Consider the following 14,308-nt stretch of genomic DNA (forward strand, 5'->3'; position numbering starts at 1 on the left):
AGATCTGGCCATCAATGAGACCGTGGCGCCGCCAAGGAACTTCAAGCGATCACCTGCTGCGTGAACGCGCGCAGATGGTCCATCAGGGTGTCGGAGGCTGATGCCGCGGCCTCGCCGTCGCCGCCCGCGATCGCTTCCGCCAGGCGCTGATGGGCGCGCGCCCCGACGGCGACATCGCCCAGATGCCGGTACGCGTACCAGAAGCGCCGGCACTGGATGATCATCGGCAGCACCGCCGCCACCGCGTAGCGGTTGCGGCAGGCCGTGTGGTTGACGCGGTCCAGCGCCTGGTCCACCCGCATGTAGGCCTCGAGGTCGTGGCGTTCCGCCGCCTCGGCCATCAGCGCCGCGCAGGCCAGCAGCTCCGAACGCTGCGCCGGCGACGCCCGCCGCGCCGAGCAGCAGGCGATCAGCCGCTCCAGCGGCCGACGCGCCTCCAGCAGGTCCAGGTGTTCCGCCAGCGGCATGTCGCTGACCAGCAGGCCGCGCCGCGGCTGCTGCGCGATCAGCCCGCTGGCGACCAGCCGCATCAGCGCCTCGCGCGTGGGTGTCCGCCCCAGGCCGATCCGCGCGATCAGCTCCGACTCCACCACCGGCGCGCCCGGGCGCAGCTGCAGGGTCGCGATCAGCGTCTCGATCGCGTCGTACGCCTGGTCCGCCTGGCGGCGTTTGTCGACGTCCTGCAGGTCTAGGGTGTCTGAAGTCATGGGCGCGGATCATCGCAGGTCTGCCATGCGGGCAATCCCTGGGGTGGGACCGGATTGAGTTTGCGCAGGTCAACCCCAGTTAAATCCGCGTCCGGCGGGCGCCGGGCCGGCCGGGTGGGCCGCATACAATCACCGGTTCTTCCGTACGCCAGGACCTCGTGTCCGGCGGCGCTCCGGCCCGCGGGCCGACGCCAACGCAATTCCTGAGGATATCGACGTGTTTATCTCCAACGCTTTCGCCCAGGCCGCGCCTGCTGCCTCGTCCGACCCCACGGGCGGCTTCCTGCAGATGCTGCCCCTGGTGGCCGTCTTCGTCGTCATGTACTTCGTGATGATCCGTCCCCAGATGAAGCGCCAGAAGGAGCACAAGACGATGGTCGAAGCCCTGGCCAAGGGCGACGAGGTCATCACCGGCGGCGGCATGCTCGGCAAGGTCGTCAAGATCGGCGAGCAGTACCTGACCGTCGAGATCGCCTCCGGCGTCGAGATCCAGGTGCAGCGCACGTCCGTCGTGCAGGTCCTGCCCAAGGGCACCGTCTCGAAATAATCCGAAACCCCGACCCGGGGCGGCCGCGCCTGGCGTGACCGCTCCCTGACGACCCGGCCCGTGCCACGCACGCGCCGGGTCGGTTTTCAGAGGCACCCGCGGGCCCGATGACTGCATCGGCCGACGCGGCGCCTGGTTTGCAGAGGATCTCCTCATGAACCGTTATCCGCTGTGGAAGTACGCGCTGCTCGTCGTGGCGCTGCTGGTCGGCCTGATCTACACCTTGCCCAACCTGTTCGGCGAAGCGCCGGCGGTGCAGGTGTCCAGCGCCAAGGTCGTCGTCAAGATCGACGACGCGGTCCGCCAGCGCGTCGAGCAGGCGATCACGCAGGTCGGCGTCACGCCGGACTTCGTCCATCTGGAAGGCGGCTCGATCCGCGCCCGCTTCCATGACACCGACGCCCAGATCAAGGCCAAGGACGCGATCTCGAAGGCCCTGAACGGCAACGAGACCAACGATCCGACCTACATCGTCGCGCTGAACCTGGCGTCCCGTTCGCCGGCCTGGCTGAGCGCGCTGCACGCGTTCCCGATGTACCTGGGCCTGGACCTGCGCGGCGGCGTGCACTTCCTGATGCAGGTCGACATGAAGTCCGCGCTGACGAAGAAGGCCGAGTCGATGGCCTCCGACGTCCGCACCATGCTGCGCGACAAGACGATCCGCCACGCCGGCGTCAGCCGCGAAGGCAACGACGTCGTCATCAACTTCCGCGACGAGGCCGTCCGCACGCAGGCGCAGAACCTGCTGCGCGACCAGGTGCCTGATTTCGCCTGGACGCCGTCCGGCGCCGGCACCGAGCTGCGCCTGACCGGTTCTCTGACGCCCAAGGCGGTGATCGCCGTCCAGGACGCCGCGATCAAGCAGAACATCACCACGCTGCACAACCGCGTCAACGAGCTGGGCGTCGCCGAGCCGGTGATCCTGCAGCAGGGCCGCGACCGCGTCGTCGTCCAGCTGCCGGGCGTGCAGGACACGACCAAGGCCAAGGACATCATCGGCCGCACCGCGACGCTGGAAATGCGCATGGTGGACGACAGCGCCGAGGCCAACGCCGCGCTGGCGGGCACCGGTCCGGTGCCCTTCGGCACGGAGCGCTTCACCGAGAAGGACGGCGTCACGCCGATCATCGTGAAGCGCCAGGTCGTCGTCACCGGCGACAACCTGAACGACGCGCAGTCGAGCTTCGACGAGAACCATCAGCCCTCCGTGACCCTGAAGATGGACGCCAAGGGCGCCCGCATCGTCAAGGACGTCTCGCGCGAGAACATCGGCAAGCGCCTGGCGATCCTGCTGTTCGAGAAGGGCAAGGGCCAGGTCGTGACCGCCCCGGTCATTCGCGGCGAGCTGGGCAACAGCTTCTCCATCACCGGCGGCGCCATGTCCACGCAGGAAGCCAGCGACACCGCGCTGCTGCTGCGCGCCGGCTCGCTGGCCGCGCCGATGGAGATCATCGAGGAACGCACCATCGGCCCGTCGCTGGGCAAGGACAACATCGAGAAGGGCATCGCGTCGGTGACGTGGGGCTTCGTCGCGGTGGCGATCTTCATGTGCCTGTACTACATGATGTTCGGCGTGTTCTCCGCGGTGGCGCTGGGCTTCAACCTGCTGCTGCTGCTGGCGGTGCTGTCGATGATGCAGGCCACGCTGAGCCTGCCGGGCATTGCCGCGATCGCGCTGGTGCTGGGCATGGCCATCGACGCCAACGTGCTGATCAACGAGCGGGTGCGCGAGGAACTGCGCGCCGGGCTCGCGCCGCAGCAGGCGATCCACGCCGGCTACGAACGCGCGTGGGCGACCATCCTGGACTCCAACGTGACGACGCTGATCGCGGGCCTGGCGCTGCTGGCCTTCGGCTCGGGTCCGATCAAGGGCTTCGCGGTGGTGCACTGCCTGGGCATCATCACCTCGATGATCTCGTCGGTGATGTTCTCGCGCGCGCTGGTCAACCTCTGGTACGGCGGCCGCAAGCGGCTGAAGTCGGTGTCCATCGGCACCGTCTGGAAGCCCGGCACGACCGCGCTCCCGACCGAATCGACGGCGGACGCCGTCGAGGCCAAGTAACAACGGCTGCGGCCCCCCTAGCGAGCGCACCCCGCCATGGAATTCTTCCGAATCAAACGGGACATCCCGTTCATGAAGCACGCGTTGATCCTCAACGCCGTGTCCTTCCTCACCTTCGTCGCCGCGGTCTTCTTCCTGGTCACGAAGGGCCTGCACTTCTCGATCGAGTTCACCGGCGGCACGGTGGTCGAGGTCCAGTACGCCCAGGCCGCCGACATCAACAAGACGCGTCACACCGTCGAGCAGATGGGCTTCGGCGAGATCCAGGTGACCAACTTCGGCACCTCGCGCGACGTCATGATCCGGCTGCCGATCAAGCCCGGCGTCAAGCAGGACGAGGTCGCCGACCACGTGTTCGCCGAGCTCTGCAAGGCGGAGAACGGCAAGGTCGTCGACCACCGCGAGATCACGCCGCAGGGCGAGTCGATCAATCGCCAGGCCTGCGCGGTCGGCGACGCCGAACCGCTGAAGAAGACCCGCAGCGAGGTCGTCGGCCCGTCGGTCGGCGCCGAGCTGGCGCACGACGCCGCGATGGCGCTGGGCTTCACGGTGATCGGCATCATGCTGTACCTGGCCTTCCGCTTCGAGTGGAAGTTCGCCGTGGCCGGCATCATCGCCAACCTGCACGACGTGGTGATCATCCTGGGCTTCTTCGCCTACTTCCAGTGGGAGTTCTCGCTGGCGGTGCTGGCGGCGATCCTGGCGGTGCTGGGCTACTCGGTGAACGAGTCGGTGGTCATCTTCGACCGGATCCGCGAGGCCTTCCGGAAGTACCGCAAGCTCAACACCCACGAGATCATCGACCACGCGATCACGTCCACGATCAGCCGCACGATCATCACGCACGGCTCGACGCAGATGATGGTGCTGTCGATGCTGCTGTTCGGCGGCCCGACGCTGCACTACTTCGCGGTGGCGCTGACGATCGGCATCCTGTTCGGCATCTACTCGTCGGTCTTCGTGGCCGCGGCGATCGCGATGTGGCTGGGCGTCAAGCGCGAGGACCTGGTCAAGGCCGGTCCGGCGAAGGCCGGGGACCCGGATGACCCCAACGCGGGCGCGGTGGTGTAGTAGAGTCATCCGCACTCCTCAAACTCGAGCTCGATGACCGCCGCCGACGCAAGATCCCAGGCCCTGGCTTCGCAAGCGCGGCGCGTCCATACGGAGGTGCTGCTGCGAGGGCTGCCCGCCATGGTGGCCGTCCTCACCACGGCGGTGCAGGACCAGCTCGCTCAGCCGGCGGAGCACTCCCTGCAGATGGCCCGTCGCGACGCCTTCGAGGCGTGGCAGCGGTCCTCGACGCCCTGGCACGCGAGGCTGGGCAAGTCGCTGCGGCATGCCTACCACCACGGCGCAGGCGACTCCCGGTCGGCCTCGCTGTCGTCGCGGCCGCAGAACCTGACCCTCGTCAGCGACGACACGATCGAGCGCGAGATCATCGCCTCGCGGCTGGCGCTGGCGATGATGGACAAGGCCAGCTGGGAATTCAGCGACCTGCGCAATCGCATGCAGTCGCTCGAACGCGTCGACGACCTGCCGCAGCAGGACCTGCTGCGCGCGCAGGTGCTGTCGCGGCTGGTGCTCGACGCCTGGTTCGAGGCCGGGCTGAGCAGTTCGGTCTGGCAGATGCTGCAGCGCTGGCTGCACCATGAGTTCTCCCAGCTGCTGAACGAGGCCTATCACGAGGCCAACCACTGGCTGATCCAGCAAGGGGTGATGCCCGAGGTGGACCTGCGGCCCTTCATCCGCCGCAACGCGCCGGCCGGGGCCATGACGCAGGCCGCGCCGCTGGGTCCGGCCCCGGGGCCGGGTCATGTCCACGGCGGCATCGCGCCGCAGGCGGGACCAGCCGGTCATGCGAGTGCCGCAGCCGCGCAGGCCGCCGGTCCTGTCGGAACGCCGGCCAGCCAGTCGGCCCAGCAGGTGATGGCGCAGTTGCAGCGCGTCCTCGCGCGGCATGTGCCCGAGCTGGCGCAGCAGGCGCCCGCGCCGACCCGTTCCGGCGGCATGCCTGCGGCGGGACCGGCGACGCGCAGCGGACTGCCCGCCGCGCCGGCCGGTCCGGGCACGATGTCCGGGTATGCGGGCGCAGCGGGTCCAGCAGGCCATGTGAATCCTCAAGGCCAGTTCGGCAGCCCGTCGACGCGGACCGGCTCGCCGCGGCTGAGCGCCGCGATCAACCATGCCCAGGAAGCGGTGCAGCGGCGCGCGGACAAGGTCGCGACCGTCGATCAGCAGCTCACCGCGCCGCAGGCGCTGGACGAGATCCGCCAGCGCAATCAGGCGCTGAAGCAGGTCCTGAAGAACGCGGCCGACACGCCGGCCGAGCGCGCCACGATCGAGCTGGTCGCGCTGCTGTTCCAGGCCATCCTGCAGGAAGAACGCATTCCGCCGGCGATCCGCGTCTGGTTCGCCCGGCTGCAGATGCCGGTGCTGCGCGTGGCCGTCAGCGAGCCCGATTTCTTCGCCGCCGACGATCACCCGGCGCGCCGCCTGATCGACCGGATGGGCTCCTGCGTGATGGGCTTCAGCACCTCGACCGCCGAGATCGGCGACGCGCTGGAGCGCGAGATCAAGCGCGTGGTGCAGGTCGTCGAGGCCTATCCCGACACCGGCAGACGCGTCTTCCAGACCGTGCTGACCGAGTTCGAGAAATTCCTGGATCACTACTTCGAGCAGGAGAACGAGGTCTCGAAGAAGGGCGTGTCGCTGGCTCAGCAGGTCGAGCAGCGCGAGACGCTGGCGATCCAGTACACGATCGAGCTGCGCAAGATGCTGTCCGAGGTGCCGGTGCAGGACGGCGTGCGCGACTTCCTGTTCCAGGTCTGGGCCGACGTGCTGGCCGTGACCGGCGTGCGCTACGGTCCGCAGGCCGAGCAGACCAAGGCGATGAAGCGCGCCGCGGCCGACCTGATCTGGTCGGCGAGCGCGAAGGTGTCCCGCGAGGACCGGGCCGAGGTGATCCGTCGCCTGCCGCCGCTGCTGAAGACGCTGCGCGACGGCATGGGCCACGCGGGCCTGACGCATGAGCGTCAGGACGAGCACATCCGGTCGCTGAACAATGCGCTGGCTGCGGCGTTCACCGCCAAGACCGCGGCGATCCCGCGCGAGCGGCTGGACGACCTGATGAGCCAGCTCGAGACGCTGGAGGCGATGCTGCCGTCGCCCGATTCCGGCGAGATCAACGAGACGCTGGTCCGCGACCTCTCCAGCCACGAGTGTGAAGGGCTGGAAGTGGTGGCCGAAGGCGGTGCCGCGCCGACGACGGCGATGCTGGCGTGGGCGCGCGAGTTGCAGGTCGGCAGCTGGTACATGCTGGACTACCGCGGCCGGGTCGAACCGGTCCAACTGGTCTGGCGCGGACTGCGGCACCACCTGATCCTGTTCGTCTCGCCGCAAGGGCGGGGCGTGCTGTTCCAGCTGAGCCGGCTCGCCGCGTTCCTGCAGGCGGGGCTGATGCTGCCGGCGCAGGACGAATCGCTCACCGTGAAGGCGACGCGCAACGCGCTCGCAAAGCTCGAAGTCGATCCCACCCGGCTGCTTGCCTGAGCCAGTCGGCGCTCTCTTTCACGCTCTTCCATGCTCTTCCACGCACGAAAAAACCGGCGCCGCGCTGCGGGGCCGGTTCTGCGTGCTGCCGTCGTCCGGCAGCGGGAGGCGTCTTGGACGCCAGGCGTGATCAGTGGATCAGGCGTTCTTCCGGCGCGACGAACAGCTCGTCGAGGATCAGCGCATCGGGCTCTTCGCCCAGACTCCAGAACACCATCAGCACGATGATCTTCAGGTCTTCCAGGTCCAGCGGGCCGCCGGGGATGGCCATCGCGCGATCGATCACCATCTCGCGCATGGCGGTCGGCAGCACGCCGGCCGAGGCCAGGAAGCTGATGAAGCCGACGGAGCTCTCGCCCAGGTGGTCCTGCTCGTCGCGCGTGTAGACGCGCATACTGCGTTCGCCGGGCTCGCCGTGATGCGACTCGGCCGCGCCGGCCAGGCCGTCCAGCCACGACAGGGCGTCGCGGATCTCGTCGTCCTCGAACCCGACCGCCGACAGTTTCCGGGTCAGTTGTGCGTGATCCGGGCAGGCGTCGGGCCGCCAATAGGTTTCGTACAGGTAGACGAGGACGTCAAACATGGCGGGGACTATAACCGACGCCCCGAAAGCCCTTCCGCCCGAAATGAGCGGTCCGACGCACGGATTTCCCCGTCCAGGGAGGCGAAAACGCTGCTTTGACGAAGTCCGGCTTCACGTGGTCCGGCGGCGCTGGAAGAGCGCTCCCGGCAGCCGCGCCACACGGCCGTCCAGCTCCAGGTCGAGCAGCGTCGCATTGAGTTCGTCCTGCGCCCAGCCGCTGCGCTGGGACAGCTGTTCGAGGGAGACGGTGTCGCGACCGATCGCGCGCAGGAGCGGGTGGTCGTCATCGCCGTCCTCGTCGTCGTTCCCGTTCCCGCCCGTCCTGGCGCCCTCCGGGTCGGCCTGGCCCCGACCGCTTGGCGCGATGCCGGGCTCGGGCTGCTCGTCGAGGGCTAGCGACGCGGTGCGAGGCAGGCCGCCGGCGGGCAGCTCGTGGAGCAGATCGTCCAGTTCCTGGACCAGGCAGGCGCCCTGCTTGAGCAGGTGATGGCAGCCCTTGGATTGCGGCGCATGGATAGGCCCGGGCACGGCGAAGACTTCCCGGCCGGCTTCGGATGCCTGCCGGGCGGTGATCAGCGAGCCTGACTTCATGGCGGCCTCGACCACCAGGCAGCCCTCTGACAGTCCCGCGATGATGCGGTTGCGCTGCGGGAAGTTCGGCGCCATCGGCGGGGTGCCGACGAAGTATTCGCTGACGAGCAGCCCGCGCCGCGCGACATGGCGGGACAGGTCCGCGTGATCCAGCGGGTAGACCTGATCCGGCCCGGTGCCGAGCACCGCGATCGTGCTGCCTCGCGTGTTCAGCGCGGCCTCATGCGCGGCGCCGTCGATGCCCTGGGCCAGGCCGGAGACGACGCAGAAGCCCGCTTCGCCCAGACCGGCGGCGAAGTAGCGCGCGTTCTCGTCGCCTTGCGGACTGGGCCGCCGACTGCCGACGACGGCGACGCAACGTTCGCCGAGCAGCTCGCGACGTCCGTCGAGGTAGAGCATCAGCGGCGGATCCGCCGTGTGCAGGAGGGGGAGGGGATAGTCGGGCGCGCCCAGCAGCAGGATCGAGCGGCGCTCGCCGCTGCCCAGCCAGTCCTCGGTCCGACGCACCAGCCGAGCCAGATGTTCCGGTCCGCGGTCCAGCAGCGTCGCCTCCTCGGCGCCGAGGATGGCGCCCCAGCCGGCGCGGCCAGCCTTCAGGACCGCGCCCGGGGAACCGTGACGCGCGAGCAGCCGTCGGGCCGCTCCGCGGGAGACGCAGGACAGCAGGTGCAGCCAGTCGCGGAGTTCGTCCGGGCGCATCCGTGCGGTCCTCGGGGCGAACTGGTCCGGAGAGCCGACGCGCTGACCGCTGCGCCTACGGTTGCGCTTACGGCTGCGTGAAGCGGTCGCCGGAGACGACCGGTTCCTTGGCCGTCAGGATCAACGCATACGACACGCGGTCGAACACCTGGAAGACGAAGAGCTGGCCATGACGCTCGTCAGGCAGCTTGATCTCCTCGCGGCGCTCCGTCGTCGGGTCGCGCACGATGCGGCCCTTGTGCCACAGCGCCAGCACATGGCCGCGCTCCATGCCGTCGACGCGCCCCTTGTTCAGCGCCACGATCTGGTTCTGTCCGGCGGTGATCGCATCGCCGTAGACCGACACGATCGTGCCGTTGACCACGCCTTGCGGCGCGTGCGGGACGTAGCTGGTGTAGCCGCGTTCCGGGACCGGGGCCAGGCGGTCGCCCGGCTGGGCTTCCACGCGGTTCAGCGTGATCGTCAACGTGGCCGGTACCTCGACATTCTTGCCGTTGGCGGCTACGCCGGGGCGGGTCAGGTCGGCGGTGCCGACATAGACGGCCTCGTAACCCAGCACTTCCTTGGTGTCGGGATCGCGCAGCGGGCGCGGCTCGCGGAAGACGCGGAAGGAGGTCGCTTCCGCAGGCAGGTTGCCGCGGGCATAGGCCAGGTCGCCCTTGGCCATCCAGACGCGGCTTTCCTGTGCGGAGACGATGCGCGGCGACGCGGCCAGCTCATTGCCGTTGAGCACCACGGCCTCGTTGAGGAAGGGCTCGATCAGGTGTTGCGGGATCGCGGCGATGGACCCGTCGTAGAGCGACTCGGCGCGCACCCGCGGCGACAGCTTCACGGTGCCGCCCGGGCCGCCGGCGCCGACGTCGCGGCCCAGCTGGAGGCGGGCGCGTCCGTCGGACTTGATCAGCATCAACACCTGACCGGGGTAGATCAGGTGGGGGTTGCGGATCTGCTCGGTGTTCATGCCCCAGAGCTCGGGCCAGCGCCACGGGCTCTTCAGGAACAGGCCCGAGATGGCCCACAGCGTGTCGCCCGTCTTGACGGTGTACGTGTCGGGGGCGTTGGGCGCCAGCTCCGACAGGGGCACGCCGGCCTGGGCGACCTGCTGCGCCGTCTGGCGCTGTCCTTGGGTGATGGGGAAGTCCCCCGCCGCGAACGACGGTGCGGCGGCAAAGGTGCCCGCCAGCAGGGCTGCAGAAATCATCGTCAAGCCCAGCGGCCGCCTTTGCGTCATTACTTGTTCTCCGCGCGCCGAGATCGAAGGCCCCTCGTGGCCAGTGGCGCTTTTGTGACGAGGGCCAGACTGACCGCCAAATCGGCGAAAATCAACCGTCTCGCTGGCGGCGATTCTGCCCCGGTTCAGGGGGCCCGGCAATGAACCGGCCCGCCCTCCCTTGCAAGCCCTTACAAACCGGCGTTGTGTGCTGTCCACAGCCGCGCACCGCGCCCCGCGTCCTCACCATGGCGAAACTTTCCATTCTTCGATACCCCGATCCGCGTCTGCACACGGTGGCCAAGCCCATCGCCGCGGTCGACGACCGTCTGCGCCAGCTGGCCGACGACATGCTGGAGACGATGTACGACGCCGACGGGGTCGGCCTGGCCGCGACCCAGGTGGACGTGCATGAGCGCCTGCTGGTGATGGACGTCTCCGAGGAGCGCAACCAGCCGCTGGTGCTGATCAATCCGGAGCTCGTCGCCCGCAGCGAGGAGATGATGGAAGGCGAGGAGGGCTGCCTCTCCGTGCCGACCATCTACGACAAGGTCATGCGCCACAAGAAGGTCACCGTGCAGGCGCTGGACCGCGACGGCCACACCTTCCAGTTCGACGCCGAGGGCCTGCTGGCCGTCTGCGTGCAGCATGAGATGGACCACCTCGCCGGCAAGGTGTTCGTCGAATACCTGAGCCCGCTCAAGCGCGAGCGCATCAAGACCAAGCTGGTGAAGAAGGCCCGCGAGGACGCGAAGCACTGATGGCCGCCGATCTGGCTGCTGGCCCTGCTACTGGCTTGAACGCCGGCTCGAACGCCGGCCTGCGCGTCGCCTTCGCCGGCACGCCCGAGTTCGCCGCCGTGGCGCTGCAGGCGCTGCTGGATGCCGGCTTCGAGGTCCCGCTGGTGCTGAGCCAGCCGGACCGGCCCGCCGGCCGCGGCATGAAGCTGCAGGCTTCGCCGGTGAAGCAGCTCGCCGTGGCGCGCGGCATCGCGGTCGCGCAGCCGCGCAGCCTTCGGCTGGACGGCAAGTTCCCCGACGAGGCCGAAGCCGGCCGGCAGGCGCTGCTCGATGCACGCCCCGACGTGCTCATCGTCGCCGCCTACGGGCTGATCCTGCCGAAGTGGGTGCTGGAGCTGCCGCGGCTGGGCTGCCTGAACATCCACGGCTCGATCCTGCCGCGCTGGCGGGGCGCCGCGCCCATCCACCGCGCCATCGAGGCCGGCGACGTCGAGACCGGCATCACCATCATGCAGATGGACGAGGGCCTGGACACCGGCGACATGCTGCTGCTGGAGCGGCTGCCGATCGCCGCGGCGGACACGACCGCGAGCCTGCACGACAAGCTGGCGACGCTGGGCGGCCGTCTGATCGTGGAGGCGCTGGAGCTCGCCGCCTGCGGCGGCTTCCATCCGGTGAAGCAGCCCGAGGCGGGCGTCACCTACGCCCACAAGATCGAGAAGGCCGAGAGCCAGATCCTCTGGTCCGACGACGCCGCGCAGATCGCGCGCCGGCTGCGAGCCTTCGATCCCTTCCCGGGCGGCGTCGCGCAGCTGGACGGCGAAGCCGTGAAGGTCTGGCGCGCCGAGGTCGTCGAGGCCGACGGCTCGCTCGGCGAGCCGGGGCAGGTGCTGGCGGTGTCGCCGGAAGGGCCCGTCGTCGCCTGCGGCGCCGGCAGCGTCCGGCTGACCGAGCTCCAGCGCGCCGGCGGCAAGCGCCTGCCGGCGGCGGCATTCCTGCAGGCCCGGCCGCTGCAGGTCGGCGTCCGGTTCGCTTAACCCTGACTGAACCGTCGGACAAACCGGCCCGGTGCCGGCTTGAAGCTTGCCACCTTGCCGTCACGTGGGACATCGGGACGGTGTACCGTTCCCTGGGTTTCTGTTCGCGGCCGCGGCCGCAGTTTTCGAGGAGTGATTGCGATGTTCAACCTGATGAAGACCGCCATCCTGATGGCCGCCATCACCGCGCTGTTCATGGTGATCGGCTCCCTGCTGGGCGGCCAGACGGGCATGCTGATCGCGCTGGTCGTCGCGGTGGGCATGAATTTCTTCAGCTACTGGTTCTCCGACAAGCTGGTGCTGAAGATGTACAACGCCCAGGAAGTCGATGAGCGCAGCGCGCCGCAGTTCTACAACATGGTCAAGGAACTGGCCGAGCGCGCCCAGCTGCCGATGCCCAAGGTCTACCTGATCCAGGAAGACGCGCCCAACGCGTTCGCCACCGGCCGCAATCCGGAGCACGCCGCCGTGGCCGCGACCACCGGCATCGTGCGCGTGCTGTCGGAGCGCGAGCTGCGCGGCGTGATGGCCCACGAGCTGGCGCACGTGAAGCACCGCGACATCCTGATCTCGACGGTCAGCGCGACGATGGCCGGCGCGATCTCGATGCTGGCGAACTTCGCGATGTTCTTCAGCCCGCGCGACAGCGAAGGCCGTCCGGCCAACCCGATCGTCGGCATCCTGGTGGCGATCCTGGCGCCGATCGCGGCCTCGCTGATCCAGATGGCGATCAGCCGGGCGCGTGAGTTCGAGGCCGACCGCGGCGGCGCGGAGATCTCCGGCGACCCGCAGGCGCTGGCCAGCGCGCTGGACAAGATCCACCGCTATGCCCAGGGCATCCCGCTGGAGACCGCCGAGCGTCACCCGGAAACGGCGCAGATGATGATCATGAACCCGCTGTCGGGCGGCGGCCTCAAGGGGCTGTTCAGCACCCACCCGTCGACCGAGGAGCGCATCGAGCGCCTGATGGCGATGGCGCGCAGCTGAACGGCTTCGCCACGAAACACCGCCTCCGGGCGGTGTTTTTCATTGGATCGAGGGTGTCGGGGTCGGCGGCACAATGGCCCGATCCCGCCGGTGCGCCTGATTCAGGCGCCTGTCCCCGGCGGCCGAAAAGGACAGCATGACCGCCTCTTTCCGTCCCCTGACCGTCCTGGCGGCGCTGCTCGGCGCCGCCGCGCTGCTGGCCGGCTGCGATCAGCTCGGCATCGAGGATCCCGCCAAGGTCGCCGCGGCCAAGCAGGCCGAGGGCAAGGCCATCGGCGGCGCCTGCCGCAACGCGCTGCGCGCCATCGAGGACTGCTACGCCCTCAACCCCAAGGCCCAGAAGGCCGCGGTGTACGACGGCTGGCGGGAGATGGACGAATACATGCGCGAGAACAAGCTCGAAGGCACCCGTCCGCAGGTGGCGAACCCGCAGGCCAGCCGGCCCGCCGCCGCAGCCTCCGACGACGAGGAAGAGTCGCCGCGCACGGCCAAGGGTCAGGTGGGCGAGAAGCCCGCGGACAAGGCAGCGGACAAGGGCAAGGGCGGGCATTGAGCGGCCGCCGGGGCGTCCGGCGCATCGGTCCGCCGTGCAGCTGATTCCCTGGATGGTGCAGTTCGTCATCGCCCGCTCGCGGGGCGGGCTGGTCGCGACGAAGATACGATCATCCGAAAGATCAGGAGATCGCTCATGACCACCACGTCCTTCCGCGCCACCCGCCGCCTGTTTGCCATCACCGCGCTGAGCCTGGCGTCCATGGGCGCCGTCGGCACCGCGCACGCCTGGTCGCTGAGCTTCGGCAGCTCGCAGCGCATCGAAGGCAACGGCGACGTCGCCGCCGACGCCCGCGATGTCGGCGCCTTCGACGCGGTGGCGCTGTCGGGTGACTTCAAGGTCCTGGTGCGCCAGGGTTCGACCGACAAGGTCGAGGTCAAGACCGACCGCAACCTGTTCAGCTACATCGAGACGAAGATCGTCGACGGCAGCAAGGGCCGCACGCTGGAGATCTCGCCCAAGCGCGGCTTCAGCCTGAACGCCCGCGGCACGCCGACCATCACGCTGGACATGCGCCAGCTGAGGGGCCTGTCGATCTCGGGCTCGGGCGACATCCGCGTCGAGCCGATGAAGACCGGCAACCTGGACGCCAGCATCGCCGGCAGCGGCGACCTGCGCGTGCAGGGCCTGGACGCCGACCACGTGACGCTGCGCGTCGCCGGCAGCGGGGACATGTCGTTCAACGGCAAGGCCAACGCGCTGTCCGTGACCGTGGCCGGCAGCGGCGACGTCAAGACGCGCGAACTGGTCGTCGACGAGGCCAAGGTGAGCATCTCCGGCAGCGGCGACGTCACCGTGGCGCCGACCCGCAAGCTGGACGTGCGCATCGCCGGCTCGGGCGACGTCGGCTACGTCGGCAGTCCGGAGATCAGCATGTCCAACGCCGGCTCGGGCTCGGTGCGCAAGCTGAAGTGACCGCCGACCTGACCTGACGTGATGGCCTGAGGCAACGCCGCGGGGCGTTCCGGGCGCTGTGTGGACGCCCCTCACCGCGACAGCGGGCGAGGGGCGATTCGTTTGTGCAGCGCGCAGACGACAATCGC

The 14,308-nt window shown here is 69.2% G+C and carries 13 protein-coding genes; 9 read left to right on the forward strand and 4 right to left on the reverse strand.

The features are described 5' to 3' along the window. Positions 1-41: 41 nt before the first annotated feature. Positions 42-707: a GntR family transcriptional regulator gene (locus ACQZ13_RS03490; RefSeq protein WP_431049858.1), complete on the reverse strand. Its 666-nt coding sequence runs from the start codon at positions 705-707 to the stop codon at positions 42-44. 217 nt (positions 708-924) lie between these two features. On the opposite strand from ACQZ13_RS03490, the gene yajC reads away from it, so the two are divergent. From yajC to ACQZ13_RS03510, 4 genes are all read left to right on the forward strand, one after another. After that, positions 925-1,254, forward strand: coding sequence for a preprotein translocase subunit YajC (gene yajC / locus ACQZ13_RS03495; RefSeq protein ID WP_067278751.1), 330 nt, complete (start codon positions 925-927; stop codon positions 1,252-1,254). A 154-nt stretch (positions 1,255-1,408) separates the two neighbouring features. Next, complete coding sequence (gene secD, locus ACQZ13_RS03500; protein WP_431049859.1) at positions 1,409-3,316, forward strand: protein translocase subunit SecD; 1,908 nt, start codon at positions 1,409-1,411, stop codon at positions 3,314-3,316. Between the two features lie 36 nt (positions 3,317-3,352). Then, complete coding sequence (secF, locus tag ACQZ13_RS03505; protein ID WP_431049860.1) at positions 3,353-4,387, forward strand: protein translocase subunit SecF; 1,035 nt, start codon at positions 3,353-3,355, stop codon at positions 4,385-4,387. A 33-nt stretch (positions 4,388-4,420) separates the two neighbouring features. After that, positions 4,421-6,865 carry a DUF1631 family protein gene (locus ACQZ13_RS03510; protein ID WP_431049861.1) on the forward strand — a complete coding sequence of 815 codons (2,445 nt, stop codon included), beginning with the start codon at positions 4,421-4,423 and terminating at the stop codon, positions 6,863-6,865. A 130-nt stretch (positions 6,866-6,995) separates the two neighbouring features. On the opposite strand, the gene ACQZ13_RS03515 is transcribed toward ACQZ13_RS03510, so the two are convergent. The 3 genes from ACQZ13_RS03515 to ACQZ13_RS03525 all read right to left on the reverse strand — a co-directional run bounded on the left by ACQZ13_RS03515 (position 6,996) and on the right by ACQZ13_RS03525 (position 9,969). Next, the gene (locus tag ACQZ13_RS03515; protein WP_088404638.1) at positions 6,996-7,448 is read right to left on the reverse strand and encodes a DUF494 family protein; all 453 of its coding nucleotides are present in this window, start codon (positions 7,446-7,448) and stop codon (positions 6,996-6,998) included. Positions 7,449-7,559: 111 nt separating this feature from the next. Further along, on the reverse strand, positions 7,560-8,738 hold the full coding sequence (gene dprA / locus ACQZ13_RS03520; RefSeq protein ID WP_431049862.1) for a DNA-processing protein DprA: 1,179 nt from the start codon (positions 8,736-8,738) through the stop codon (positions 7,560-7,562). 67 nt (positions 8,739-8,805) lie between these two features. Beyond that, positions 8,806-9,969, reverse strand: a complete 1,164-nt coding sequence (locus ACQZ13_RS03525) for a LysM peptidoglycan-binding domain-containing protein (RefSeq protein ID WP_431049863.1) — start codon at positions 9,967-9,969, stop codon at positions 8,806-8,808. Positions 9,970-10,196: 227 nt separating this feature from the next. Between ACQZ13_RS03525 and def the strand changes: the two genes are divergently transcribed. From def to ACQZ13_RS03550, 5 genes are all read left to right on the forward strand, one after another. Next, positions 10,197-10,709: a peptide deformylase gene (def, locus tag ACQZ13_RS03530; RefSeq protein ID WP_088404641.1), complete on the forward strand. Its 513-nt coding sequence runs from the start codon at positions 10,197-10,199 to the stop codon at positions 10,707-10,709. A gap of 59 nt (positions 10,710-10,768) precedes the next feature. Further along, positions 10,769-11,725, forward strand: coding sequence for a methionyl-tRNA formyltransferase (gene fmt, locus ACQZ13_RS03535; RefSeq protein ID WP_431053114.1), 957 nt, complete (start codon positions 10,769-10,771; stop codon positions 11,723-11,725). Positions 11,726-11,866: 141 nt separating this feature from the next. Next, entirely contained in the window at positions 11,867-12,712 is an 846-nt protein-coding gene (gene htpX / locus ACQZ13_RS03540; protein ID WP_431049864.1) for a zinc metalloprotease HtpX, read from the forward strand. 136 nt (positions 12,713-12,848) lie between these two features. Next, the gene (locus ACQZ13_RS03545; RefSeq protein ID WP_431049865.1) at positions 12,849-13,265 is read left to right on the forward strand and encodes a hypothetical protein; all 417 of its coding nucleotides are present in this window, start codon (positions 12,849-12,851) and stop codon (positions 13,263-13,265) included. Between the two features lie 135 nt (positions 13,266-13,400). Then, positions 13,401-14,180 carry a head GIN domain-containing protein gene (locus tag ACQZ13_RS03550; RefSeq protein WP_431049866.1) on the forward strand — a complete coding sequence of 260 codons (780 nt, stop codon included), beginning with the start codon at positions 13,401-13,403 and terminating at the stop codon, positions 14,178-14,180. Positions 14,181-14,308 lie beyond the last annotated feature (128 nt).

The organism is Roseateles sp. L2-2 (genome assembly GCF_050613215.1).
GTDB classification, from domain to species: Bacteria; Pseudomonadota; Gammaproteobacteria; order Burkholderiales; family Burkholderiaceae_C; genus Roseateles; species Roseateles noduli.